The sequence below is a fragment of the Hymenobacter armeniacus genome (assembly GCF_014699055.1).
Lineage (GTDB): Bacteria > Bacteroidota > Bacteroidia > Cytophagales > Hymenobacteraceae > Hymenobacter > Hymenobacter armeniacus.
In genome coordinates this window covers 606,233-631,173 of record NZ_JACXAC010000001.1, presented here as the reverse complement: position 1 = coordinate 631,173, position 24,941 = coordinate 606,233, and the positions used below count along the sequence as shown (strand labels likewise).

The 24,941-nt window shown below is 64.1% G+C and carries 24 protein-coding genes; 7 read left to right on the top strand and 17 right to left on the bottom strand.

Annotated elements, in window-relative coordinates; all coding sequences use genetic code 11:
• Positions 1-10 precede the first annotated feature (10 nt).
• On the top strand, positions 11-1,468 hold the full coding sequence (locus IC234_RS02760; protein ID WP_190922293.1) for a glycosyltransferase: 1,458 nt from the start codon (positions 11-13) through the stop codon (positions 1,466-1,468).
• Positions 1,458-2,807, top strand: coding sequence for a hypothetical protein (locus IC234_RS02755; protein WP_190922292.1), 1,350 nt, complete (start codon positions 1,458-1,460; stop codon positions 2,805-2,807). The genes IC234_RS02760 and IC234_RS02755 overlap by 11 nt, the downstream gene beginning before the upstream one ends.
• Before the next feature lie 48 nt (positions 2,808-2,855).
• Here the strand turns inward: IC234_RS02755 and IC234_RS02750 are convergent, their stop codons facing one another.
• The 6 genes from IC234_RS02750 to IC234_RS02725 form a co-directional block, all read right to left on the bottom strand.
• The gene (locus IC234_RS02750) at positions 2,856-3,749 is read right to left on the bottom strand and encodes a hypothetical protein (RefSeq protein ID WP_190922291.1); all 894 of its coding nucleotides are present in this window, start codon (positions 3,747-3,749) and stop codon (positions 2,856-2,858) included.
• A 139-nt stretch (positions 3,750-3,888) separates the two neighbouring features.
• A complete protein-coding gene (locus tag IC234_RS02745) occupies positions 3,889-4,422 on the bottom strand; it encodes a rhodanese-like domain-containing protein (protein ID WP_190922290.1) in 534 nt (177 codons plus the stop codon).
• A gap of 31 nt (positions 4,423-4,453) precedes the next feature.
• On the bottom strand, positions 4,454-4,786 hold the full coding sequence (locus tag IC234_RS02740) for an arsenosugar biosynthesis-associated peroxidase-like protein (RefSeq protein ID WP_190922289.1): 333 nt from the start codon (positions 4,784-4,786) through the stop codon (positions 4,454-4,456).
• A gap of 41 nt (positions 4,787-4,827) precedes the next feature.
• The gene (locus IC234_RS02735) at positions 4,828-5,367 is read right to left on the bottom strand and encodes a heme NO-binding domain-containing protein (protein ID WP_190922288.1); all 540 of its coding nucleotides are present in this window, start codon (positions 5,365-5,367) and stop codon (positions 4,828-4,830) included.
• A 135-nt stretch (positions 5,368-5,502) separates the two neighbouring features.
• The gene (locus IC234_RS02730) at positions 5,503-6,414 is read right to left on the bottom strand and encodes an anti-sigma factor (RefSeq protein ID WP_190922287.1); all 912 of its coding nucleotides are present in this window, start codon (positions 6,412-6,414) and stop codon (positions 5,503-5,505) included.
• A gap of 7 nt (positions 6,415-6,421) precedes the next feature.
• The gene (locus IC234_RS02725; RefSeq protein WP_317173315.1) at positions 6,422-6,982 is read right to left on the bottom strand and encodes an RNA polymerase sigma factor; all 561 of its coding nucleotides are present in this window, start codon (positions 6,980-6,982) and stop codon (positions 6,422-6,424) included.
• A 196-nt stretch (positions 6,983-7,178) separates the two neighbouring features.
• Here IC234_RS02725 and IC234_RS02720 point away from each other — a divergent pair, with 196 nt between their 5' ends.
• Complete coding sequence (locus IC234_RS02720) at positions 7,179-8,576, top strand: NAD-dependent succinate-semialdehyde dehydrogenase (protein WP_190922286.1); 1,398 nt, start codon at positions 7,179-7,181, stop codon at positions 8,574-8,576.
• A gap of 620 nt (positions 8,577-9,196) precedes the next feature.
• Here IC234_RS02720 and IC234_RS02715 read toward each other — a convergent pair.
• From IC234_RS02715 to IC234_RS02705, 3 genes are all read right to left on the bottom strand, one after another.
• Positions 9,197-9,964, bottom strand: coding sequence for a YdcF family protein (locus tag IC234_RS02715; RefSeq protein ID WP_190922285.1), 768 nt, complete (start codon positions 9,962-9,964; stop codon positions 9,197-9,199).
• A 116-nt stretch (positions 9,965-10,080) separates the two neighbouring features.
• Positions 10,081-10,437, bottom strand: a complete 357-nt coding sequence (locus IC234_RS02710; protein ID WP_190922284.1) for a thioredoxin family protein — start codon at positions 10,435-10,437, stop codon at positions 10,081-10,083.
• Positions 10,438-10,517: 80 nt separating this feature from the next.
• Positions 10,518-12,287, bottom strand: a complete 1,770-nt coding sequence (locus IC234_RS02705; protein ID WP_190922283.1) for a DUF885 domain-containing protein — start codon at positions 12,285-12,287, stop codon at positions 10,518-10,520.
• Positions 12,288-12,522: 235 nt separating this feature from the next.
• Here IC234_RS02705 and aspA point away from each other — a divergent pair, with 235 nt between their 5' ends.
• The 3 genes from aspA to IC234_RS02690 all read left to right on the top strand — a co-directional run bounded on the left by aspA (position 12,523) and on the right by IC234_RS02690 (position 16,681).
• Positions 12,523-13,929 (top strand): aspartate ammonia-lyase, encoded by a 1,407-nt coding sequence (gene aspA / locus IC234_RS02700; RefSeq protein ID WP_190922282.1) that lies wholly within the window; start codon positions 12,523-12,525, stop codon positions 13,927-13,929.
• A gap of 120 nt (positions 13,930-14,049) precedes the next feature.
• Positions 14,050-14,922 (top strand): alpha/beta hydrolase, encoded by an 873-nt coding sequence (locus IC234_RS02695; protein WP_190922281.1) that lies wholly within the window; start codon positions 14,050-14,052, stop codon positions 14,920-14,922.
• Between the two features lie 160 nt (positions 14,923-15,082).
• On the top strand, positions 15,083-16,681 hold the full coding sequence (locus tag IC234_RS02690; RefSeq protein ID WP_190922280.1) for a protein adenylyltransferase SelO: 1,599 nt from the start codon (positions 15,083-15,085) through the stop codon (positions 16,679-16,681).
• 71 nt (positions 16,682-16,752) lie between these two features.
• On the opposite strand, the gene IC234_RS02685 is transcribed toward IC234_RS02690, so the two are convergent.
• Complete coding sequence (locus IC234_RS02685) at positions 16,753-17,520, bottom strand: Bax inhibitor-1/YccA family protein (protein ID WP_190922279.1); 768 nt, start codon at positions 17,518-17,520, stop codon at positions 16,753-16,755.
• Between the two features lie 113 nt (positions 17,521-17,633).
• Here IC234_RS02685 and IC234_RS02680 point away from each other — a divergent pair, with 113 nt between their 5' ends.
• Complete coding sequence (locus IC234_RS02680) at positions 17,634-19,097, top strand: DNA/RNA non-specific endonuclease (protein WP_190922278.1); 1,464 nt, start codon at positions 17,634-17,636, stop codon at positions 19,095-19,097.
• Between the two features lies 1 nt (position 19,098).
• Here IC234_RS02680 and IC234_RS02675 read toward each other — a convergent pair whose 3' ends face one another.
• The 7 genes from IC234_RS02675 to IC234_RS02645 form a co-directional block, all read right to left on the bottom strand.
• Positions 19,099-20,043, bottom strand: a complete 945-nt coding sequence (locus IC234_RS02675) for a hypothetical protein (protein WP_190922277.1) — start codon at positions 20,041-20,043, stop codon at positions 19,099-19,101.
• A 133-nt stretch (positions 20,044-20,176) separates the two neighbouring features.
• Complete coding sequence (locus IC234_RS02670; protein ID WP_190922276.1) at positions 20,177-21,013, bottom strand: alpha/beta hydrolase family protein; 837 nt, start codon at positions 21,011-21,013, stop codon at positions 20,177-20,179.
• A gap of 123 nt (positions 21,014-21,136) precedes the next feature.
• A complete protein-coding gene (locus IC234_RS02665) occupies positions 21,137-21,703 on the bottom strand; it encodes a hypothetical protein (protein WP_190922275.1) in 567 nt (188 codons plus the stop codon).
• 67 nt (positions 21,704-21,770) lie between these two features.
• Positions 21,771-22,604: a nuclease A inhibitor family protein gene (locus tag IC234_RS22110; protein ID WP_190922274.1), complete on the bottom strand. Its 834-nt coding sequence runs from the start codon at positions 22,602-22,604 to the stop codon at positions 21,771-21,773.
• Between the two features lie 145 nt (positions 22,605-22,749).
• On the bottom strand, positions 22,750-23,226 hold the full coding sequence (greA, locus tag IC234_RS02655; protein WP_190922273.1) for a transcription elongation factor GreA: 477 nt from the start codon (positions 23,224-23,226) through the stop codon (positions 22,750-22,752).
• Between the two features lie 101 nt (positions 23,227-23,327).
• On the bottom strand, positions 23,328-24,293 hold the full coding sequence (locus tag IC234_RS02650) for an NAD(P)-dependent oxidoreductase (protein ID WP_190922272.1): 966 nt from the start codon (positions 24,291-24,293) through the stop codon (positions 23,328-23,330).
• A gap of 11 nt (positions 24,294-24,304) precedes the next feature.
• Entirely contained in the window at positions 24,305-24,919 is a 615-nt protein-coding gene (locus tag IC234_RS02645; protein ID WP_190922271.1) for a hypothetical protein, read from the bottom strand.
• Positions 24,920-24,941: the final 22 nt, after the last annotated feature.

Sequence of the window (24,941 nt, the reverse complement as noted above, 5' to 3'; positions counted from 1 at the left end):
TTTCTCGTTGATGCCCGTTCTGCCTCTTTTGCTGGTGGTGCTCTACGGGCTGTGCCTGCTATTTATTCTGGGCTTTAGCGTGGGGCAGTGGCAACTCACGCGCCTGGCCCGGCGCGCCTACGCTGCCCCGCCCGCCCCCGCCCCCCCGGCGCCGGCCGCCTGGCCCCGCGTGACGGTGCAGTTGCCGCTCTTCAACGAGCAAAACGTGGTGGAGCGGGTCATCGACGCCACGGCCGCCCTCGATTACCCTTCTGCATTGCTGCACATTCAGGTGCTCGACGACTCCACCGACGCCACCGTGGCCATGGCCGCCGCACGCGTGGCCCACCACGCCGCCCGCGGCCTGCGCATCAGCCACGTGCATCGCACCAACCGCGAGGGATTCAAGGCCGGCGCCCTGCGCGATGGGCTGCTGGAAACCGACGGCGAATACGTGGCCATTTTCGATGCCGATTTTGTGCCCGAGGCCGACTTTCTGCGCCGCACCGTGCCCTACTTCCTGCAGGACGCGCGCATCGGCGTGGTGCAAACGCGTTGGGGCCACCTCAACGAAAACGAGTCGCTGCTCACCCGCCTGCAGGCTTTCGGGCTCGATGCGCACTTTCTCATCGAGCAAGTAGGCCGCACGTTCGCGGGCTTTTTCATCAATTTCAACGGCACGGGCGGCGTGTGGCGCCGCGCCTGCATCGACGACGCCGGCGGCTGGCACACCGACACCCTGACCGAAGACCTCGACCTGAGCTACCGGGCTCAGCTGCGCGGCTGGCGCTTCGTGTACCGCCCCGAAATAGTGGCCCCCGCCGAGCTGCCCGCCGTGATGGACGCCCTCAAGTCGCAGCAGTTTCGCTGGACCAAGGGCGCGGCCGAGACGGCCCACAAGCACCTGGGGCCCGTGTGGCGCTCGGCGCAGCCGCTGGGCGTGAAGCTGCAGGCCTCGTTTCACCTGCTCAACAGCTCGGTGTACGTCGTCATCATGCTCATGGCCCTGCTCAGCGTGCCGCTGGTGTTTGTGCGGGCGCAGTTTCGGGAGTACAAGGTGGTATTTCAGCTGGCGTCGGTGTTTCTGGTGGGCTTCACGCCCCTCATCTACTACTACTATTCGGCCTGGCGCCTGGCCCACCCCGATAAGCCGCTGTGGCGCTACCCGGGCTTCTTTCTGCTGTTTTTGTCGGTTTCGATGGGCCTGGCCCTGCACAACGCCCGCGCCGTGATACTGGGCTGGCTGGGCCGGCGCACCCCGTTTGTGCGCACGCCCAAGGCCGGCACGGCGCCCGTGGCCCGGCGGCGCCGCTACCGCACGGGGGGCATGGGCCCGCTGGTGGCCCTCGAAGGCCTGCTGGCCGCGTATTTTGCCTTTGGCCTGGGGGCCGGCATCTACTTCGACGACTTCGGCCTGCTGCCCTTCCACAGCCTGCTGACGCTGGGCTTCGCGGCCATTTTCTACTACTCGGTGCGCCATGCCCGCTAAGTTTCCTTCGCTTTCGCAATGCGCGGCGCTGCTGCTTTCGGGCGGCGCCTACGCGGCCCTGGCCTACGCCACGCCCCGCCCGCAGTTTGGGCAGCTGCTGGGGCTGTTTGCGGTGGCGCTGGCAGCCTATGCCTGGCTGCTGCGCAGCCGGCTGCCGGTGCGCTGGGGCCTGGCGGCGGCGCTGGCGTTTCGGCTGCTGTGGCTGCCGGCCCAGCCGGCCCTGTCCGACGACGTGTACCGCTTCCGCTGGGACGGCCTGCTGGTCGCCAACGGCGTGAACCCCTTCCGCTTCCGGCCCGATGAGCTGATTGCCAACGGCGCCCGCCGCGCCGTGCCCGATGCCGCCCGCCGCGCCGCCCTGCTGCCCGAGCTGCAGCAGCTGTACCGGCAGCTCAACTCGCCGCACTACTACTCGGTGTATCCGCCGGTATGCCAGTTTGCGTTTGGCGCGGCGGCGCGGCTTTTCCCCACGTCCGAGGCAGGGTTTGCGGCGTGTTTGCGCGCGGTTGTGCTGCTGGCGGAGGTGGGCACGGCCTGGCTGCTGCTGGCGCTCCTGCCCGTGCTGGGCTGGCCGGCGCGGCGCGCCTTGCACTACCTGCTGCACCCGCTCGTCATCGTGGAGCTTACCGGCAACCTGCACTTCGAGGGGGTGGTTTTTGGCTTCACCCTGTTGGCGCTGTGGCTGCTGAGCCGACAAAAGTGGGCGGCCTCGGCCGGGGCGCTGGGGCTGGGCGTGGCCACCAAGCTGCTGCCGCTGCTGGTGCTGCCGCTGCTGGTGCGGCGCCTGGGCGTCCGGCGCGTGGCGGCCTATGCGGCCATTGCGCTGGGTGCGCTGGCGGTGCTTTTTGGCCCGTTTCTGTCGGTTGATTTGTTCGAGAACATTGCCCGCAGCCTCAAGCTATACTTCCGCAGCTTCGAGTTCAACGCCAGCGTGTACTACCTGCTCCGGCCCATCGGCTACTGGCTGACTACCTACAATCAAATTGCCGTTATCGGGCCGGCCCTGGCTTTTTTAAGCGGGCTGTTGGGCCTGGCCCTGGCTTGGCGCGAGCGGCGGCCCACGCTGGCTTCGCTGCCGGCCACGCTGCTGCTCTTGCTCACGGGCTATTACGCGCTGGCCACCACGGTGCACCCGTGGTACCTCACGCTGCTGGTGGGCATTGGCGTGTTCACGCGGTTTCGCTACGCGCTGGTGTGGGGCGGGCTGGCAGTGCTTTCCTACGCTGCCTACCGCACGCCAGCCTACGCCGAAAACCTGTGGCTGGTGGCGCTGGAATACGCCGGCATGTATGCCGTGCTGGCCTGGGAGCTGGCCCGACGGCCCGCTCCCGCGCCGTAGCCATTATCAGTAGCCAAGCAGTCGCGGCGGCCCAGCCCGAATTCCGATTTATTTGGGCCAATAGGCGTAGCGGCGCACGCCTTTCAGCTGCAGGGTGCGGCCGTCCCAGGTGCTTTGGTGCAGCAGCAGGTTGGGGTATTCCTTGGCGAAGAGGTAGGTGTTTGCCTTGTCCGGAGCCAGCTGAATGCTTACCCGCCAGGCGGCCGGGTTTTGCTTGTCGGCGGGCACGTCGGCCGTGCTGAGGCGGGCCTGGTAGTACACCGGCGGCTTGGCGCGGTTGGTTTGCTGCAGGTCCATCACCACCAGGCTGAAAGCGGGCCGGGAATCAAATTTCAGGCTGCGCAGCGTGTAGGGCAAGGCGTCTTCCAAAAACACGTCGCGGCGCAGGTCGCGGTTGCTGCTGCCTTCGCCGTCCCAGTACGAGTGGTACCACATTTCGAAGTTCACGCCGTCGTCGATGATGGACTTGAACGTGTTGCCGCACCACTCCTGCGAGGAGGTGGTCATTTTGTAGAGCGCCACGGGCTGGTCGCGCCGGAAAAACAGCGACGTCAGGTAGTGGTACGGGTACTGGTCGGCCGGAATGGCGCAGAACTGGTTGATTTTCATCACCGGGAACAAGTCCTGGCGCTTGTAGTCGTCGGTTTTGACGTTGAACTGCTGGTTGAATTCCTCCTTCACCGTAATCATGGTGTACTCGAAGCGGCGCGGCTTTTTGTACACCACGCGCTCGGCGTCGTAGGTGGCCACTTCGGCCAGGCCGTCTTCCCACAGCTTGCGCATGGCCCAGTTTTGGTCGAAATGCGGCAGCACCGCCTGCAGGGCCTGCGCCGAAACCGGCGCCCGGCCCGCGGCCTGCTCGTTGGTAGGCGCTTGGCAGCCGGCCAGGCCAGTGCTGAGCAGAAGCGAAAAAAAAGCCGTCCGGTAAGGGGAGCGTGGCATGGAAAACAATGAAATGAAAACGGCGCAGGCACCTGCTGGCCCCGGCACCATCGAAAAGGCGATGCGCCAAGGCGGGCGAATGCATACGCGACAACGGGGAGTACGGACTGACGCCCCCCAATATTAGCAGGTAGAACTGCTATTGATACGTCTTGCGGCCGCGCCTGAGCCAGGCGCCCCAAAGCGCTGAGTAAGGATGCACGTCGGTGGTAGGCCCGTGGGCATTCACCACCGGGTAGCCCTCGTTCACCCACTCAAACAGCCCGCCGTAGAGGTTGCTCACGTGCTCGAAGCCCAGGCTGCGCAGCCGCTCGCCCAGGCGCTCGCTGCGCGCGCCCACCGAGCAATACACCACCACCGGGCGGCGGCGGTCAACGCCCGCAAAATCCTGCGTGGCCACCGCGTCATACGGCACCAGTTGGGCACCGCGCAGGTGGCTCACGCCGTACTCGGCGGGCGTGCGCACATCGAGCAGCAGCGGGGCGTCGGGCCCGGCCAGGGCGCGGGCCAGCGCGGCGGGCGCCACCGTGGGCACGGTGTGCTTGTACAGCAGCTGCAGCATGCGGCGGTAGGCCGCCGAGGGCCGCGCCTCCCCCACAGAATCGGGGCCGCAGCCGCTCAGGCCGAAAACGCCCAGTAGCAGGCAGGAAGACGCGACGAAGGCAAACGACATAGACTCGATAAAACCGGCCGGGCGCCGCTAGTTACATGGAAAGCTCCTTGGCCTTGTTCATCATCATGGTGGCGTGCACCAGCGTGGCCCCGCCCTTGATGGCGGCCCCCACGTGCACGGCTTCCATCATTTCGGTTTCGTCCACGCCTTTCTGCAAGGCGTCGGAAGTGTAGGCATCGATGCAGTACGGGCACTGCACCACGTGCGCCACGGCCAGCGCAATCAACGACTTTTCGCGCTCCGACAGGGCACCTTCTTTGAAGACTTCGCCGTAGTAGTCGAAGAATTTACGGCCCATTTCGGGCTGCCAGTCGCTGATTTTTCCAAATTTGGCGAGGTCGGCGGGGTTATAGTAGCTGCTCATGTGTTGGCGGGGTTGGGAAGAAATAAAAGGTGTGGCGTGCGTTAGGTGCGGCGCACGTGTATGCGTACTCGCTGCCCGTCTTCGGTGGTGGTGGGCATCACGTCGATGCGGTCGGCCTCGTCGTAGTAGGCGGCCAGCCCGCGCACAATGCCCACGGCCAGCCCGCCCATGCGGCGCGGCGACACGTAGTCGATGTACAGCTCGTTGGGCCCGAGGCGGGTGACGTCGAGCACGGGCGGGGCGTTTTCGGCGTGCTCCTGGCGCACTTGCCGGTGCATGGTGAGTTCGGTGTGTTCCAGCATGTCCAGGGTTTTCCACTCGGGCTTCAGCAGCTTCTGGTACATGTACATGAGGTCGGGCACGAGGTACTCGCCGAATTTCTCGTGCAGCTCGCCGGCCGACAGCCCCGTCATCTCAGCGGCGTGGCCCACCAGGGCGTACAGGTGCTCGTCGGGGTAGGCGGTTTTGTGGTCAAACTCGAGGTGCTCCAACCCCGAAAGCTCCATCAGCTTCACCCAGGTGCTGTGGTCGTATTGCGTTTGCACGTAGCGCTTGAGCAGGGTAAGAATGGTGCCGTGCATAAACTCAGAATTACCTGTTTGATGAATAAACAATTACCGCCCATCGGCCGGGTTGGCTAACGGGCGGTAACGTTCGGGAAGCGGTTAGCCGGTGCAAGTTAGCAGCCGGCTTTCCGTTTTTGGGAGGAGTGGCCGCTAGATGTTCCCAACCACCGTCATCGTGCTCAGGGTCGGGTTCACGCTGCCGCCGGCGGGCTCCACGGTCATGGCAAAAGTTTGGGCGCTGGCAATGTCTTTCATGGCCTGCAGGCCTTCGCCGGTGGCGGTGGCCGCCGTCAGCACTCCGGCGTCAATCGGCTTGCCCTTGTCGAGGGCCCACAGCTGGTACTGCTTGCCGGCCGGCAGCGCGGGCAGGCTTTTCACGTCGACGTACACCTTGTGCGTGGCCGGGTTGAACAGCACCCGGGCGTGGGCCGTGGGCGCGGTTTTGGTGCCGGCCAGGGCCACGGCGCGGAATTCGTCGTTGCGCAGCACCTGGTTTTCCTGGCGCAGGTCGCCCACCTGCCGGTTCAGCACCGTGGTGGTGGTGGCGAAGCGCGCCTTCTCGTTTTGCAGGGCCACGAGGTCGGAGCTGGCGTCTTTCCAGCGCGAATACAGCAGGAAGTTGGCGCCCAGGCTCAGCAGCAGCGCCACCGAGGCGGCCATGGCCCACAGGGAGCGCGCCGGGGCCTCAGCCGCCGGCGTGAGCGTCCGATTCACGGCCTCGCCATAGCCAACGGGTTGGGTCGAAATAACAGGCGCAGTGGGATTCTGAGCCACTGCATCGACGTCGGCGCGCAGCGAGGCGTTGGGGGTCGAATTGGCGGCGGGCGCGGCAATCTGGGCCATCACGTTGTGCAGCACCCGCTCGCGCATGCCGGCGGGCGGCGTCAGGGCGTGGGCTTCGGCGTACACGCCGAAGGCAAGCTGAACCTGCTGTAGCTCCTCGCGGACCTCCGGGTGCCGGGCAGCCATGCCTTCCACGGCGGCCTGCTCGGCCGGCGAAAGCTCTCCGAGAGCGTACTGCTCCAGGATGCCCGATTCTATATAGTCTTGGATGTTTTCCACGATTGGTTTAGCGAATAAGTTTGCTGAGGACTTTGATGGCAGTGCGGGCGCGGGTTTTCACCGTCCCCAGCGGGATGTTGAGCTCCTCCGCCACTTCACTCTGGGTGAAGCCCTCGAAATAGAGCAGGTCGATAATCTGGCGTTGTTCGGGAACCAGCTTTTGGGTGATTTCCTGCAAACCAATGTGCTCGGGGCGGAAGGCCGTTGGCGCTGCCTGGCGTTGCGCGGTCAGACTATCGTCCAGTCCCTGAGTGCGGCTACCTACGCGGTGCTGTCGGGAGCGGATTTTGTCGATGCTCAGATTTCGGCAAATGTTGAGCACCCACGTGAAGAGGCGGCCCTTGCCGGGGTCGTAGCTGGCAAAGGCGTGCCAGATTTTGACCAGCGCTTCCTGCAGCACGTCCTCGGCCTCGTCTTCGGCCTTCACGATGCGGAAGATGACGCCGTAGAGCGCGGCCGAATATCGGTCGTAGAACAGCGTCATGGCCGATTCGTCGCGCGCCTGCAGGCGCCGGACGAGCTCCGCCTCGGCGGCGGGTGGCAGGGAAATTAAAGGAGTATCCGACACAGGAGTGACTGAAAGTGAGAAAATGAAGCCGAAGCCGGCACCACCGGAAGTGCACGAAAATACGCGCAGCCACCGCAAATAGCGCTATACGGCCCCGACGGTATACGCAACCGAACTAAGCCCATGTAAGTTGAACGAATATTTGCGCCGCGGGCCGGCCACTTCACTCTCCCCCGCCCCTTCTTCAGTTCTCGCCATGCCCATCGAATCCCTCAACCCCTACACCGGGCGCCGCCTGCGCCGCTTCCCGGCCTTCAGCTGGGCCAAAACCGAGCGCATTCTGGGCCAGGCCCACCGCGCGGCGGCCGCCTGGCAAGCCACCACCTGGGCGCACCGGGCCGGCGTGCTGCGCCGCGCCGCCGCGCTGCTGCGCGAGCGCCAGGACGAGCTGGCCCGCCTCATGGCCCTCGAAATGGGCAAACCCGTGACCGACGGCCGCGCCGAAGCCCAGAAGTGCGCCACCTGCTGCGACTTCTACGCCGAGCGCGCCGAGGGCTTCCTGGCCGATGAGCTCATCGACACCGACGCCGGCCGCAGCTTCATCAGCTACCAGCCCCTGGGCGTGGTGCTGGCCATCATGCCCTGGAATTTCCCACTGTGGCAGGTGGTGCGCTTCGCCGCCCCGGCCCTGATGGCCGGCAACGTGGGCCTGCTCAAGCACGCTTCCAACGTGCCGCAGTGCGCCCTGGCTTTGGAGAAAATATTCCACGACGCGGGCCTGCCGCCGGCCTGCTTCCGCACCTTGCTAGTTGGGTCAGATTTGGTGGAGAAGCTGCTGGCCGATGACCGGGTGCGCGCCGCCACGCTCACGGGCAGCGAGGGCGCGGGCGCTTCGGTGGCGGCTATTGCCGGGCAGCACATTAAGAAAATGGTGCTGGAGCTGGGCGGCTCCGACCCTTTCCTTGTGCTGGCCGATGCCGACGTGGCCCTAGCTGCCAAAACCGCCGCCCAGAGCCGCATGATAAACAGTGGTCAGAGCTGCATCGCGGCCAAGCGCTTCATTGTGGAGAAGCCCGTGCTCAAGGACTTCATCAACCAGCTGAAAACCCACCTGCTGGCCTTCCGCCCCGGCGACCCGCTCGACCCGGCCACTCAGTACGGCCCCATGGCCCGCGCCGACCTCGCCGACGAGCTCACCGAACAGGTGAACGACTCGGTGGCCCAGGGCGCCAAAGTGGAGCTGCACGGCGGCCAGGCCAAGCCCGGCACCGCCCTGTTCCGGCCCATGATTCTGTCAAACGTCAAACCCGGCCAGCGCGCCTACACCGAAGAGTTTTTCGGCCCAGTAGCACTCGTTCTCGAAGCCAAAAACGCCGCCGATGCCGTGCGCCTGGCCAACGACTCGCGCTTCGGCCTGGGCGCGGCAGTGTGGACGCGGGATGCCAAAAAGGGCGAAGACCTGGCCCGCCAGATAGAAAGTGGCGCCGTGTTCGTGAACGGTTTGGTGAAGTCGATGCCGGAGCTGCCGTTTGGCGGCGTGAAGAAGTCCGGCTACGGGCGGGAGCTGTCGTATCTGGGCATCCGGGAGTTTGTCAACCAGAAGTCTATTTGGGTTGGGAAAGAGGCCGGTAATGAGGGCCGTAAAGTCGAATAGACAGTTGCGGGCAGGGGCGATTATTGTTTGAATGGTTGCTTACGGCAGTGCCCCATCATGAGTGATTCTCGCTTTTGCAGGAGTTTACGAGACTCATCTACTCCGTGCTTTTCGTAAACTGTGATTCGTAGACGGATTTCATTAACTCAACGCACGCAACAATATGCTTTTTGCTACTGACGCTGGACCCAGCTGGCTTGGTACAGTAAGGTTTGCTAAAAGGAGCGGATGCTCGAACGACCTCCTCCTTTAGTTTCTCGAACGACTTCCTCCTTTAGTTTTTCGATAAGGTGGAAGGTCCTGGACGCGAAGTAGAATGGCGTCAGCGGGGCGTCCGCGACGAAAGGCAGCGGTGTCTAGTTTCACGGCTGACATCGGCACCGTGACCGTGCGCGGGGAAGCGGCAGCCCGTTTGGGGTGAGGGGCTCCTCTCCCCAGGGAGGTATTGGGTGCAGGAGCTGGCGTTGTTTGAGCGGAAGCAGGACTGCCTAGAGCCACTAGCGTCAGGCCCAGTAGGAAAAGTGGTTCGAGTTTCATAACCAAAGAAAAGGTGAAAGGCTGAAGATACTGACCATTAGCTGAATGAACGTTCAGGGAAACGGCATTTCAACTACCCGACTCTACAGATACCCCAGCGCTTTGTACGTCAGCCAGCCGCTGATTTCGTGAATCAGCACGTTCAAATTCTCCAGCGCGCCGGCGTTGGGCACCAGCCAGTAGTCGGGCGTGCCCTTGCGGTCGGAGCTGCGGAACCCGGCTGGGAAGCTGATGGGCTGCAGCCCCACTTTGCGGAAGCAGCCCAGCGCGCGCCGCTGATGAAACGCCGACGTGACCAGAATCAGCGTGTCGGTGCCTGGGTAGCCGGCCAGCAGGCGCTTGGTGAACAGGGCGTTTTCGCGGGTGTTGCGGCTGCTGTCTTCCTGAATGATGTCGGCGTTGGGCACGCCGGCCAGGCGCAGCAGGGCGGTCAGGTCGGCGGCTTCAGTGTGGGCCTTCTGCTGCAGCGCGCCCGAGCCGCCCGACACGATGATGCGGCGCACACGCCCGGCCCGGTACAGCCACAGGGCGTTGGTGAGGCGGTCGGCGCCGGCGTTGAGGTACACCCGGTCGTGGGGCGACTTGTCGACGGAGGTGATGCCGGTGAGCAGCACGGCGGCATCGGCGTGGGCGGGCAGGGCGGCCAGCGGCACGGGTGGCTTTTCCCAGGCCAGTAGGGCCTCGTTCACCAGAGCGTTGTTGGTACAGAGCAGGGCCAGCACGGTGGCCGCTACCAGCCACTGCCGCTGGCGGCGGGGCTGCAGCGCCACCAGGGCGGCCAGCAGCAGCGCCAGGAGCCACACGGCGGGCAATAAAACAACGTCGAGAAGTTTGGAGAGCAGAAAAAACATGCCCAAAGGTAGCCCGCCGAGGTAGCGGATTGTACCCCGCAGCTGTGCTGCGGCCCGGTGGGCTTTGTTGGGGGGCGGTTTGGGTGGACCCAAGCGCAGCTTGGGGGTACGGCTGGCTAAGCCGTGTGCGGCATGAAGGCGCGCAGGCGGTCGAGCTGGGCGCGCACGTCGGCGTCGGTTTCGCGGGTGTCGCACTCCAGAATGCGGCCCTGGCAGTAGCTCACGAAGAAAGGCGCGGCCCGCTGGTTCATGAGCTGCTTGGCCACGGGGTTTTCGTCGGAGGCCAGGCGTACGAACAAGATGCCCTGGTACTCCTCATCGTCGGCAAATTTGGCGAAGCCGGGGCCCAGCAGCTTGCAGGTGAGGCAGTCTTCGGCGGTGAACTTGGCAAACACTTTCATCCGCTCGTGGGTGATGCGGCGCAGGCCTTCGTCGTCGGTGTCAACGACGGTGCTTCGTAAGAATTCAAACATACAAGAAGTCGAAATCCGGATTTTAAAACGTTTCGCGGCCCATACATACCGCAAAACGAAAAAATTCCGTCAGCCCCGGCCTATTGCTTTTGCGCCGCCGCCGGCCGCAGCATCAGCTCCCGAATGTACTTGACCGGGGCGCTCCCGTAGCTCAGGAAGTTTTCGTTGAAAGACTTCAGGTCGAAGCTTTTGCCTTCCTGTTGCTTCAGCTCTTCGCGCAGGGCATAAATCTCGGTGTAGCCCGTGAAGTAGCTGCTGAGCTGCACCTGGCTGAGCGTGGCCCGCAGCCATTTGCCCCGGGCCTCGGCTTCTTCCTGGAAGCCCTCGCGGCGCAGCAGCTTCACCACGTCGTTTTCGCTCATGTTGTCCACCTGAATGGCGTGGTCGATAATGGCGTTTAGCGTCGAGCGCATGTTCCATTTGTCCCACAGCAGCCACATTTCGTCGGAATTGTTGCCGTAGCCGCTTTCCAGCATCATGCGCTCAGCGTACACGGCCCAGCCCTCCACCATGGCGCCGTTGCCGAAAATACTTTTCACCAGCGAAGGCGAGCGGTTGGCGTACACGAGCTGCGTGTAGTGCCCCGGAATGGCCTCGTGGATGTTGAGAATCTGCAGGGTGTAGTCGTTGTACTCGCGCAGGTAGCTTTCGGCCTGGGCGGGCGTCCACTCGGCCGGAATCGGCTCCACGTTGTAGTAGGTGTTGGCGCCCTTGTCGTAGGGGCCGGGGGCCGACACGCTGGCGCCCGCGCCGCTGCCGCGCATGTAGAGCGGCGTTTCGCGCACCACCAGCGGCTTGCTGGGGTCCTGGGTGAGCAGCTTGTGCTCGTTCACGAAAGCCACCAGCGTCGGAATCTGGCGCTTCACGGCGTCCACAAAACCCTCACGCGGGGCGTGCTTTAGCGTGAGCTGGTTGATGACGGTGGTAATCAGGGCCAGGGTGTCGGCGGGCGCTTTCTGACCGGGGAAGTACTTGGGGAAGAGGCGGGCGGCGCGGCGGCCCATGTCGTGCAGCAGCGCGACCTTGTGCTTCTGGGCTTCCTGGTAGAGCTCGGTGGCCGAGTAGCGCGACTGAATGTCGTAGGCGAACTTCTGCTCAAACAGCTCCTTGCCGATGCGGAACGGGCGGAATTTGCCGGCCGGCAGCACGTTGCCTTCCAGGAATTTCATGTACCCTTCCACGGCCGTGCGGGCGGCGGCCACGCGGTCCAGCATCGTCTTTTTTTCGGCGGCACTCAGGCCCGATTTCGCCACCGAATCGGCCAGGGCTTTGCCGAACACCGCGAGGCCACCGGCGTTTTGCTTGAGGGCCAGCGCGGCGTGCTCTTTGGTGGGGTTGCTGATGTTGGCCCGGGCCGCGGCGTAGTACTCGGCGGCGCGGCTGATTTTGTCGGAAATGTTGCGCAGGCGGCGGTCCAGCGGGTAGTGGCGGCCGTTGAGCAGGTCGCCCACCGAGGCGCCCAGGTTGTAGCTGGCGGGGTTCCACTGCCAGCTTTTCAGCGTGTCGGCGTACCAGCGCTGGGACCGCAGCTCGTTGCGCAGCAGGCGCAGGTCAATCTGGTTGTTGGGCGAAAGGCTGTCGAGGCCAAAACCGCCCAGCGCAGTGAGGTATTTCTGGGTAAAAGCGGCGTCGCTCTGGCGCTGGGCCTCGTTCGGAATCACCAGCAGCGAGTCGTACTTGTGGTAGCCCTGATACGACGCGTATTCAGGGTTTTGCCGCCACAGCGCTTCGATAAACTGGTTTTTGAAGGCGTCGAACCGGGCATCGGCGCCGGCCGTGCCGGTGGTTTTATCGGCGTGGGAACAGCTGGCAACGGCCAGGGCCAGCAAGGGCAAGTAGCGGAGTTTCATAAGCGGGGTTTAGAACGGTGTAGAGACGCGACACTTCGCGTCTCGGCGTTGAACAAGGCGTTTGAACGGCGCAAAAGCTGAGACGCGAAATGTCGCGTCTCTACACCGTTCTAAACCCCGTCATTTCCCTCAAAGGAACACTGCAAAGCCGATACGTTGCCAACCGCCGCCGTAGGTTTGCCCCGCCGTTCGGCCAATCCGTACAAGCTTCTCTTTCCTCACCGAAAATTCCCGCATGACTACCTCCCGCATCGAACACGATTTCCTGGGCGAACGCACCCTGCCCGACACCGCTTACTATGGCATTCAGACGCTGCGCGCGCTGGAGAACTTTGCCATCACCGGCATTCCCATCAACGCCGAGCCGCTGTTTGTGCAGGCCCTGGCTTACGTGAAAAAAGGCGCCGCCCTGGCCAACCGCGACCTCGGCGTGCTGCCCGCTAACATCGCTGAAGCCATTGCCGCGGCCTGCGACCGGGTGGCGTCCGGCGAGTTCGACAACCAGTTTCTGACCGACATGATTCAGGGCGGCGCGGGCACGTCGGTGAACATGAACGCCAACGAAGTCATCGCCAACGTGGCCCTCGAACTGATGGGCCACCAGAAGGGCGAGTACCAGTACTGCCACCCCAACAACCACGTCAACTGCTCGCAAAGCACCAACGACGCCTACCCCACGGCCTTCCGCATCGCCCTCAACAACAAGCTGGTGGGCTACCGCGAAACCCTGGGCGCGCTCGCCGACGCCTTCGCTCAGAAGGGCGAGGAATTCTGTGACATCCTCAAGATGGGCCGCACCCAGCTGCAGGACGCTGTGCCCATGAGCATGGGCGACGAATTCCGGGCCTTCGCCACCAACCTGCGCGAGGAATTGCTGCGCATCGACGACTCGCGGCGGCTGATTGACGAAATCAACATGGGCGCCACCGCCATCGGCTCGCGCATCAATGCGCCCACCGGCTACCCCGAAGCCGTGACCGAGCACTTGCGCCAGATTACCGGCCTGAACCTGAGCCTGGCCGGCGATTTGTTCGAGGCCACCTACGACACGGGCGCCTACGTGCAGCTGTCGGGTGTGCTGAAGCGCACGGCCGTGAAGCTCTCCAAAATCTGCAACGACCTGCGCTTGCTGTCCTCGGGGCCGCGCACGGGCATCAACGAAATCAACCTGCCGCCCCTGCAGCCGGGCTCCAGCATCATGCCGGGCAAGGTGAACCCCGTGATTCCGGAGGTGGTGAACCAGACGGCGTTCTACGTCATCGGGGCCGACCTCACGGTGACCATGGCGGCCGAGGCCGGCCAGCTGCAGCTCAACGTGATGGAGCCGGTGATTTCCTTCGCCCTCTTCACCAGCATCAGCTACATGACCAACGCCTGCCGCACCCTGCGCGACAAGTGCGTGGTGGGCATCACGGCCAACAAGGCCCACGCCGAAAGCCTGGTGCGCAACAGCATAGGCATCGTCACCCAACTAAATCCCGTCATCGGCTACGAAGCTTCGGCCGAAATTGCCAAAGAGGCCCTACGTACCGGCAAGTCGGTGCACGACATCGCCGTGACCGAGCGCGGCCTGCTGACGCAGGAAAAATGGGACGAAATTTTCACGTTTGAGAACCTGATTCGGCCGGTGTTTATTCGGTAGGCCGAGCCGCACCTGCGACGTGCTGCCGGGGGTGAGGTGCCCCGGCAGCACGGTCTGTCCGCCTCTCCCGTTGAGCCTTACCGCAGCATTTCATTGATATAAAACTTCATTCCCGCCCCCATGCGCCTCCTGCTGCTACTCGCGCTCTCGCTCACCGTTTTCAGCGCCCGCGCCGCCCGCGTCGATACCCTGGCTATTCCGAGCGCGGCCATGGGCAAAACGTACCGCGCCGCCGTGGTGCTGCCCGCATCCTACGCCAAAAACAAGAAGGCCAACTATCCTGTGCTATACCTGCTGCACGGCGCCTGGGGCCACTTCGATAACTGGCTGAGCAAGACGCCCGACAAGCAGTTGCTGCACCGCCTGGCCGACCAGTACAACCTGATTATCGTGAACCCCGAGGGTGAAACTTTCAGCTTTTACCTCGACAGTCCGGTGAAGGCCGACAGCAAGTTCGAGACCTACCTCACCAAGGAAGTCATTCCGGCCGTGGACCAGGCCTACCGCACCGTGCGCGACCGCCGGGGCCGTGTCATCAGCGGCCTCTCGATGGGCGGCTACGGCGCGCTTTCCCTCTCGGCCCGCCACCCCGATTTGTATTGCGCCGCCGGCAGCATGAGCGGCGCCCTGGAGCTGAGCAGCGCCAACCGCAAATTCACGCCGGAAGAAGCGGCCTGGCGCACCAAGAACCTGACGCCCATCCTGGGCTCCGAAGCCGACAACCCCACGTTTTTCAGCGCCAACTCGGTGATAAACATGGTCGACCAAATTCACCGCAACGGCCTGCCCCTCATTTTCGATTGCGGCGTGGACGACGGCCTGCTAGAAATCAACCGCGAAATGCACCGCCGCCTGGTGTACAACCACACGCCGCACGACTACACCGAGCGCCCCGGCGGCCATACCTGGGAATATTGGCAAGCGGCCCTGCCCTACCATGTGCTGTTTTTCTCGCAGGTGCTCAAGCAGAACGGGACCACGGTACCGCTGTAAAGCTCTGCCGCACTGCCCTTGCGCATGGCCCACAGCTCCGGCTGTGGGCCATTTTTGTAACCTCACACGTGGCCAACGCCTGCCGCAGCGGCTGAACTTGCCCGCCCCGGAAGCGTTTGTGAGACGAACGTTACCCGGCCTGCATTATGCCACTTTACCTATGCCCACTCATTCCTTAGCAAACGCCGCTTTCAGCAACTCCTTCGTGGACGAGCTGCGCGGCGAAGATAACCCCACCCCGGGCTCGCGGCAGGTGCCCGGCTACGCCTATTCCCGCGTGCAGCCCACCGCCGTGGCCGACCCTCACCTGCTGGCCTGGTCCGATGAGCTGGCGCAGACCCTCGGCCTGGAACGCCCGGCTGCACGCGGCCCGGAGGTGGAAATGCTGGCCGGCAACCGCGTGCTGGCCAGCATGAAGCCCTTTGCGGCGCGCTATGCCGGGCATCAGTTCGGCAACTGGGCGGGCCAGCTCGGCGACGGCCGCGCCATGTCGTTGGGCGAGCTCACGGGCGCCGACGGCCGCACCTGGGAGCTGCAGCTGAAGGGCGCCGGCCCCACGCCCTACTCCCGCCGGGCCGATGGCCGGGCGGTGCTGCGCTCGTCGCTGCGCGAGTTTTTGTGCAGCGAGGCCATGCACTACCTGGGCGTGCCCACCACCCGGGCCCTCAGCCTGGTGGGCACCGGCGACGCGGTGGTGCGCGACATGTTCTACAACGGCAACCAGCGGCCCGAGCCCGGCGCCATTGTGGCGCGGGTGGCGCCCACGTTCGTGCGCTTTGGCAACTTTCAGATGTTTGCCGCCAGCGGCGAGATGGAAAACCTGCGCGCCCTGGCCGACTACGTCATCCGCCACCACTACCCCGAATTTGGCGCGCCCGGCCCGGCCGTGTACGTGCCGTGGTATGCGGAAATTTGCCGGCGCACGGCCGTGATGGTGGCCCATTGGATGAGCGTGGGCTTTGTGCACGGCGTGATGAACACGGATAACATGTCCATCCTGGGCCTTACCATCGACTACGGCCCCTACGGCTGGCTGGAGCCCTACGACCCCGGCTGGACGCCCAACACCACCGACTTCGGCTACCGGCGCTACGCTTTTGGTCAGCAGCCGCAGGTGGCGCTCTGGAACCTGGCGCGGCTGGCCGAAGCCCTTTCCCCCCTGGTGCCGCAGCCCGACGACCTGCGCGCCGGCTTCGCCCGCTACACCGAAACGCTGGCCAGCACCCGCTACCGCCTGCTGCTGGGCAAGCTGGGCCTCACCCACCGGGCGCCGAAAGAAGATGCGCAGCTCTTCAACGACCTGCTGGCGGCGCTGGAAGAAGCCGGTGTCGACATGACCATCTTCTTCCGGCAGCTGTCGCACGTGGCGCCCGACCTGCTGGCCACCGCCGACGACGAAGATGTCCGTTTTCAGGAGCTGCTGACCGCCGCCGCTTACACCCCTTTTCCCAATGCTGCCTACGCGTCCTTGCTGGCTTGGCTGCCCCGCTACCTGACCCGCCTGCGACAGGAACCCGCAGCCCCGGAAGCAATTAGAACCGGCATGCTGGCCGCCAACCCGAAATACGTGCTACGAAACTACTTGGCGCAAAACGCCATTCAAGCCGCGGAAAAGGGCGATTTGTCGTATTTGAACAAGTTGATGCAGGCCCTGAAAACGCCTTTTGCCGAGCAGCCCGAGTACGAGGAGTTTGCGGCCAAACGGCCGGATTGGGCCTGGGACATGCCGGGGTGCGCCACGCTGTCGTGTAGTTCGTAAGCCAGGATTAAAAAACCAACGCCCCACCGGAAAGACCGGTGGGGCGTTGGTTTTGGCAAAAAGGTGACTGACTACCGCCGACGACCAAAAATGCGCAGCAGAAACAGGAACAGGTTCACAAAATCGAGGTAGAGAATGAGGGCGCCCATGATGGAGGCTTTGTTGCTCATTTCCTCCCCTTCGGTGATGCCCAACAGCGCCAGCTGCTTGAGCTTCTGCGTATCGTAAGCCGTGAGGGCCACGAACAGCAGCACGCCCACGAAGGAAGAAATGAAGTAGAGTGCCGAGTTTTGCCAAAACCAGTTGACCACCATGGCCAGGGCCAGCCCGATGAGGGCCATGCTCAGCAGCTTGCCCCAGCCGGAAAGGTCCTGCTTGGTGAAGTACCCGTAGAGGCTCATCACGCCAAACGTACCGGCCGTGACGAAAAATGTGGAGGCAATGGAGGCCGAGGTATAGGCCAGAAACACACAGCTCAGCGTGACGCCGTTTAGCACGGCATAGCCCACAAACGCGGCCTGCACTTTGCCCACACTCCAGTCGAATACCCGCGCCGACAGAAACCCAACGAGCAGCAGTTCGACGATGATAAGGCCCAGAAAAACGAAGCGCGTGCCGAACACGAATTCCATGAGGGCGGGCGAAGACGTGGCCAGCATGGCCACGCCGCCCGTGAGGCCGAGGCCGGCCGTCATCCACCCATACACCTGGGCAAAAAAGCGGGATTGCACCTCGGCGGCTTCTTCCACTGAAATGGTCACCGTCTTGCGCGTCGGCGTGATGTCATCGACTGCGTGGTAATCCGGCTTGTTGTTCGGCGTTAACTGGTTTTCTTCCATACAAGTAAAGGGAGATGAAGGGAAAGTGGCTGATTGCGGGCTAAACATAAGCACCAACGAGCATAGCGCCCCCGAAAAACCAGCGACCACTACCGGGCCCATATCTTCGCCTCATGCACGCTTCCGCCTACCTGTCGCTCACCGCCGTTTTTGCCCTGCTGGCCTGCTCGCAGCAGCCTGCCGAAACGATTTCCAGCTCGCGCCCGCCCCAACGCCTAACCGCCCAGGCGCCCGCCGCCAGCCCTTTTCCCGAAACCTTTGAGACCGGCAGCAAGGGCAGCTACGACGATGCCGACGAGCCGTTGGCCACGGGCCTCTGGCACTTTCAGGATGCCCTCATCGGCAGCAGCCCGCAAGACCATGCCCACGGCGAGCGGGCGGCCCGCCTGCGCAACCTGGGCCGCATTGCCATGCGCTTCGACGCCAAAGCCGGGGTGCGGCGCATCAGCATTTCGGCCGCGGCCTATGGCACCGACGGGCCCAGCACCTGGGAGCTGTGGCTGAGCCGCGACGGCGGGCGCACGTTTGCGCGCACCGGCGCGCCCGTCACCACCAGCGGCCCGGCCCTGAAAACGCACATGTTTGCCGGGCTGGCCAATGAGCCCATTCGGCTTGAAATACGAAAAACCAGCGGCCCCAAAAACCGGCTCGACATCGACGACATTGTGCTCGAAACGGCCGCCGGCCCGGCAGCCGCCGTGGCTACGGGCGTGACGGGCGGCTATTTCGAAAACCGCAACAACCCGCAAACGCCCGCGGCCACCGCCCCGGCCACGCCACAAGCGCCGGGCGGCACCGGCGTGGCGCAAGACCCGAACGACGCGAACATGGCCCTGGGCAACCCCAGCGGCGCCACTTCCGACCCCGCCAACGCGACGAACTACCTGCTCGTGCACCCCGAATTCACCATCGGCTACAACGCCAACCGCGGCATTCCGACCTGGGTGAGCTGGCACATCGACCGGGCCGACCTCGGCGAAGCGCCCCGCCAGAACAACTTCCGGCCCGACCCCGCCCTGCCCCGCCAGTTTTACCAGGTAACGCCCGCCAGCTACGCCCGCTCCGGCTTCGACAAAGGCCACAACTGCCCTAGCGCCGACCGCACCGCCGACCTGGACGCCAACGCGGCCACTTTCCTGATGACCAACATGGTGCCGCAGGCCCCCCACAACAACCAGCAAACCTGGGCCCACCTCGAAGAGTACGGCCGCTCGCAGGTGCAGCGCGGCCAGGAAATCTACGTCATCATGGGCAACTACGGGCGCGGCGGCACCGGCGCCAACGGGTTCTTCCAGACCATCGACCAGGGCCGCGTCACGGTGCCGGCCCGCATCTGGAAGGTCATGGTCATCTTGCCCGATGGCACCAACGACCTCCAGCGCCTCGCCACCGACCCCACCGTGCGCGTGCTGGCCGTGGATACCCCCAACGACAACGGCGTGAATCCCGATTGGCGGCAATACCTGACTTCGGTGGATAAAATCGAAGCCGCCTCCGGTTTGGATTTGCTCAGCGCCCTGCCGCGCCCCGTGCAGGCCCGCCTGCAAAAGCTGGTGGACAGCGGCCGCGCCGAATAGCTCAGAACCGCCGCGTCAGCGACAGCCCGCTCCCACCTTCCGGACCGGGAAAGCTCACCACGCCCACGGCGGTATTTTTCATGGCGGCGTTGCGGTGGCTGATGAGGTTCCAGGCGCTCAGGGCCAGCGTGGCGGTGCCCATGCCGATGTTGAGGTAGGAAATGGTGCGCTCGGTGCCGTAGGTGGTGCCCCCTATCCAATTGATGCCCCGCACGTCGTTGGGCAGGCGCAGGGCGCCCGTCAGCAGCTGGCCGGTGCCGCTCAGCACGCCGGCGTAGGCGGCGCCCTTGCCCGCATCGGGGCGGTTGAACTGGCTGGCGTTGGCCGCGCTTAGCATCACGTTCACCCCGCCCCACACGGCCGAGCCCACGGCGTAGGCTTTCACCTCGGCTTCGGTGGGCGGCGGGGTGCCGTAGGTGGGCTGAATGAGGGCGCACTCGGCCCGGGTCAGGCCCGAGGTTTTCACCCAGTCGGCCAGCACGGGCGTGCGCATGTCGGCAATCAGGTCATACTGGTGCGCTTGGTTGATGCGCTCGGCGGCGGGGCGGCCGGCGGTTTCGGCCACGAGGTAGCCCACGGCACACAGGCGGCCGTCGCGGTCGATGAAGCACGGGCGCCGGCCTTCGGGGTGGTCGTAGTTGCGCGGAAACACGCCCGCCACCCAGTAGCGGTGCAGCAGGTCGAGCAGGCGGGCGCGGCGTTGGGCCAGCGCGGGGCTGAGGCCAACGGCGGGCTGTTGGCGCAGCCGGTGCTCGGCGTAGGCCAGGTGGGCCTGCACCCGCTCGTCTTCGGTGCTGGCGGTGGTGGGCGCGTGGCCCGTGGCGGCTACGTAGCCGGCGTTGCCGACCAGCACATTCACCTCGTCGGTGGCCAGCGGCGGCGACGGCTGATGGTTGCAGGAGGCAAGGCCAAAGCCAGCGAGTAGCAGTGCAAACAGTTTTTTCATGGAATTGGGCGGGGTGAAAAGCAGGACCTCCTGTTTTCGGCCTGACCGCCCCTCCTTCCCAAAAGTTGCACCGACTGGCTGCAGGCCGCTATTTCCGTACTTCCAATGGCAGGCTGCTCACTCCAGAATCAGCCTAACGCCGTTTGCCCGCCGCCAGAAAGCGGCTCACTTCACTCACGTACTTATCGCCGAAGCGAACGTCGCTCAGCACCACCATGCCCTGCAGGTGCTCGCCCTCAAAAGCCAGCACCTGGCGCCGCTTCCCACGCGGGGCATCGCGCACCACCGCCACCGAGTCGACTAGGGGCGTGTGCTTGTCGGCCGTGCCGCCAATCAGCAGCCACGGGCAGCGGATGCGGGGCGCGTACTGCGAATAAGCAGCGGCTTCCGCGGGCAAACTCACCACTTTATTCCGGCTCTGCAGCTGATAGGCCACCAGCCGCTGCGGGCTGGCCACATAGCCTTCGGTCACCAGAAAATCGCAGTGCGGGGCCGTGGCCGCCACCTCGCTGGCCATGATGGAGCCCATCGAGAAAGCCATGATGCCGGTGCGGTTGCGCGGGTAGCGCTGGCGCGCATCGGCCAGCGCGGCGCCCAAATCCACGGCAAACTCATGGTAGTACAAACGCTGCGCGTCGATGGCAAAATCAGCGCTGTGCCCAAATCCCCGGTAGTCAAACAGGTACACCCGGTAGCCGTCCGCCGCCAACGCCTGGGCCTGGTATAGCTCGTTCGACATGTTACCGAAATCGCCGTAGGCCACCACCATCGTGGTGTGGCGGTCCGTCGCGCCCACGGCCGGCTCTATCAGCCAGCCGGTCAGCTGCACGTGGTCGGGCGTGGTCAGGGCCACGGTCTGGTAGCGCATGCCCAACGAATCGGGTGTGACAATCCAGACCCGGTTGGGCTTCAGAGCCCAGGCCGCGGCGGTATGTAGAACAAGGAAAGTGAGGAGAATAAGTCGATGCATAGGAGAAGAATACAACAGCCGCATGATGCAGCCGAAAGCAACCGCTTCGGCGCACAGACCCGGAATTGTTGCCGCCGTTGCATTTCTCACTCTTTCCGCCAGTTGCGCTTTGCCCAATGTGGGTTAGGGCGCGCCTTTCCAGTTTTTCGGCACGGGTCGCCGGCCGGCCAAATCGAAGGACCGCAAGGAAGGGCGCAAGTACTTGCCGTCTTTGAGATACCAGCGCTCCACAAAAGATGTATCGGCATTGTTGCCGTGCCGGAAATTCACTATCCGCGTTTCCTGCACCGAGTCGCCATTGAGCACCGCGGGCTGCACGGCCACATCGGCGCTGAGCGTCCCGGCCGGATAATACAGCCGTTCCCAGCCGGTCAGCCACCTGCCTTTCGGCTGGTACTCGGCGTCGGCCAGCAGCCCGCCATGCTCATCAAACTGCTGCCAATGCCCCAGCCTCGTGAACTTGTACGTGTTTTTCACGGCTGGCTGCACGTGCAATTTTCCCTGCCAGTACACCTGTTTCGGGAAAAAACGCCAGTACGAGACGTGCAGTTTCTCGATGGGCTGCCCGGTGGCCAGCTGCTGCTTCTCTTCAGCCGTGAGGTGACTTCGGTAATCGGCAAGCTCGAAAGCCTGCGGGACACACCCCGACAGCAGCAACCAAGCAACCCCAGCGGCAGCGCGCAACTTCATCACAACAGCGGTTATCGTTTTATTGGCCCTGCGTTTCGCACCACTACAGTTTTTCAGGCAACTGCGCTCAGGTTTCCGTCAGCACGGTTTTGAAGCCGGCCAGGGTGCCGTCCATCGTCCGGCCCAGGGCGTAGGCGTGGATTTGCGGGCCCGTGCCCACGCGGTACACCTGCGTGCCGTCCAGCTCCTGCTTCAGGAACATTTGCAGGGCTTTGTAGCGGTTGGCCAGCGCCACATCGCCCAGCACGCCATCGTCGGCGGTGTGGTTGCGCAGGAAGTGGGTGAGCTCCACGGTTTCTACGTTGGCATCGGCGGGCTCGCCCAGCAGCTTGAGCAGCGCGGCGTTGCTCAGCTCGCCCCCGGGCGCGGCGTAGGCCACCGCCTCCAGCGGGGCCTCCGACTCGCTCATGAAATGCAGGCCGGCCACTTGCCGTTGCAGCTCCGGCGGCACAGCGGCGGCCGAGGCGGGAGCGGCACCGGCTTTTTCCTCGCTCAGGCCGCTGCCGCCATCTACCTTGGCGGCAATGGCGGCCGCCAGCTCCTGCATGCGCGCCTCGGGCACCTTGATTTTGGGGCTGGTGAAATTGATGTCGCCCACCTTGTTGAGCGGCACCAGGTGGATGTGCGCGTGCGGCACTTCCAGCCCAATCACGGCCACGCCCACGCGCTTGCAGGGCACGGCGGCGCCCAGCCCTTTGGCCACGCGCTGCGCAAACACGTGCAGGGCGGCTAGCTCGTCGGCGGTCAGGTCGAAGATGTAGTCGATTTCCTTCTTGGGAATGACCAGCACGTGGCCCTCCACCAGCGGCGTGATGTCGAGAAACGCCAGGTGGCGGCCGTCTTCGGCCACTTTATACGCCGGCAATTCGCCGGAAACGATGCGGGAGAAAATAGAAGGCATGGGCAGGATTGTGGTGAGTTGTCAGGTCGCTGATGCAAATAAACGAGAACATCCAGGCCCGCGCCGGCAGGTGCCTAAAAAGAAGTAGGGCAGCGCCCACCGGCACTGCCCTAACCACTGACCACGAGCAACCGCCGGCTACCGCCTAGCGCGAAATCTCCAGAATCTGAAACTGCAGCTTGCCGGCCGGCACCACAATTTCGGCCATGTCGCCGGCCGATTTGCCCAGCAGGCCCTTGCCGATGGGCGACTTCACCGAGATTTTGCCGGCCGCCAGATTGGCTTCTTCCTCGGCCACCAGGGTGTAATTCAGCACCATGTTATTCTTGAGATTCTTCAGCTTCACCTTGCTCATGATAAGCACCTTGCTGAAATCCATGTTGGTTTCGTCGATGAGGCGGGCGTTGCCCACCACCTCTTCGAGCTTGGCGATTTTGAGTTCAAGCAAGCCCTGGGCGTCCTTGGCGGCGTCGTACTCGGCGTTTTCGCTCAGGTCGCCTTTGTCGCGGGCTTCGCGCAGGTCTTCGGCAGCTTTGGCCCGGCCCCGGATTTTGAGGTCCTGGAGCTCGTCCTTCAGTTTTTGCAGGCCTTCCGGGGTGTAATAATTGATGGTGCTGGCCATAGGAGTAGATGCTTGACGGTTTGGCTAAAAAGCAAGGAGAACGGCTGGCACTGCCAACCGTTCTCCCTTCTTAGGTTCACAGCAAAGATACGCAAAACCAATTAGCTCCCCACCGTCGGCCCGTCGGCCTGGGCCCGGAATGCCCGAATTTTCTCTGCCAACACCTCATTGATGCGGGCGTAACTCTCAAAAGTCCAGCCGCCCACGTGCGGCGAAAGCACCACGTTGGGGGCCGTTTTTAGATAATCGAAGGTGGCCTGCTGGGCCGCCGTGAGCGTGTTGAGCTTCTCGTTGTCGAGCACGTCGAGGGCGGCGCCGCGCACGGCGCCGGCTTGCAGCGCGGCCACCAGGGCGGCGTGGTCCAGCACTTCGCCCCGGGCCGTGTTCATCACCCACACGGGCTTGGCAAAACCTTTCAGCAGCGCTTCGTCCACGAAATGGTGGTTGGCTGCCGAGTACGGAATGTGCAGGCTCAGCACGTCGGCGCGGGCCTGCAGTTCGCGCAGGCTCACCAGCGTGGCGTGGGCATCGGCGGGCACGGCGGGGTCGTGGTCGTGGGCCAGCACCGTGCAGCCAAACGCGCCGAGGCGGCGCGCGAATGCCCGGCCCATGTGCCCGTAGCCCAACAGCCCGATGGTTTTGCCGCCCATTTCTTCGCCGCGGTTGGCTTCGCGGCGCCACTGGCCCTGGCGCACTTCGTGGTCGGCGCGGGCAATGTTGCGCAGCAGGGCCAGCAGCAGGCCCACGGCGTACTCGCCCACGGCGTCGCGGTTGCCCTCGGGCGCATTCAGCAGCGTAACGCCCGCGGCGGCCATGGCCGCCTCGTCGATGTTGTCGACGCCGGCCCCGGCGCGGGCCACGTAGCGCAGGTGCGGGCCGTGGGCCAGCAGGGCGGCCGTCACGCGCAGCTTGCTGCGCACCATCAGGCCCTCATAGGGCCGGGCGGCCAGCGCCGCCGGAATTTCGGCGGCGGTGAGGTGGGGCTGGTAGTCGCCCTCGACGCCGATTTCGGCCAGCAGCGGCAGCAGCGAGGGATGCATTTCGTCGACGACGAGGCAGGTGCTCATGGAGGGGTGAATTAGCGAGCCGGCGCCTCGGGCGTAAACTCACTCAGCGGAAGCGCCATGGCTTCGATCGAAGTGGCTTCGCAGTTCATCACAAAGCCCTGCTTCCGGTCGGTCATCGTAAATTTCAGCGGCAGGGCGCCCTTGCTGGCTTTCAAAAACGCATACCAGTTGCCGGCCAGGTGCTTGCTGTACAACTCCGGATTGACCCGCAGCTTCGGCGAGTAATAGTAGACCGTGGTGTTGCCGTCGGCGTCAATCTGCAGGCTTTGGCAGGCATAGCCGGCAATGGTGGCTTTTTCGGTCAGGGGCTTCACCACGGCCGCCGGGGCGTTGGCCGCCGCATCAATGACGCTTTTCTGCCCGTTGATGAAGTACTGCATCTCGTTGGTTTTTGCCGTGTAAAGCTCCAACAGCTGCTTCTTCTCGGTGTAGGACTTATAGTTCTCGCCGTTGATGTAATACAGGTTTTGGCTGCCCATCACGGGCGCAATTTTATCGGTAATGTCCTGGCCGGTGAGCGTTGCAAAAGAGTTTTTGTACACGATTTTGCCGCTGAACCACGGCCCGTCCGGAGCCACGGTGAAGGAGCAGAGCAGAAGACCGCAGCCGAGTAGCAGCTTATTCATTCGAGGAGAGTGAGGGGGAAGG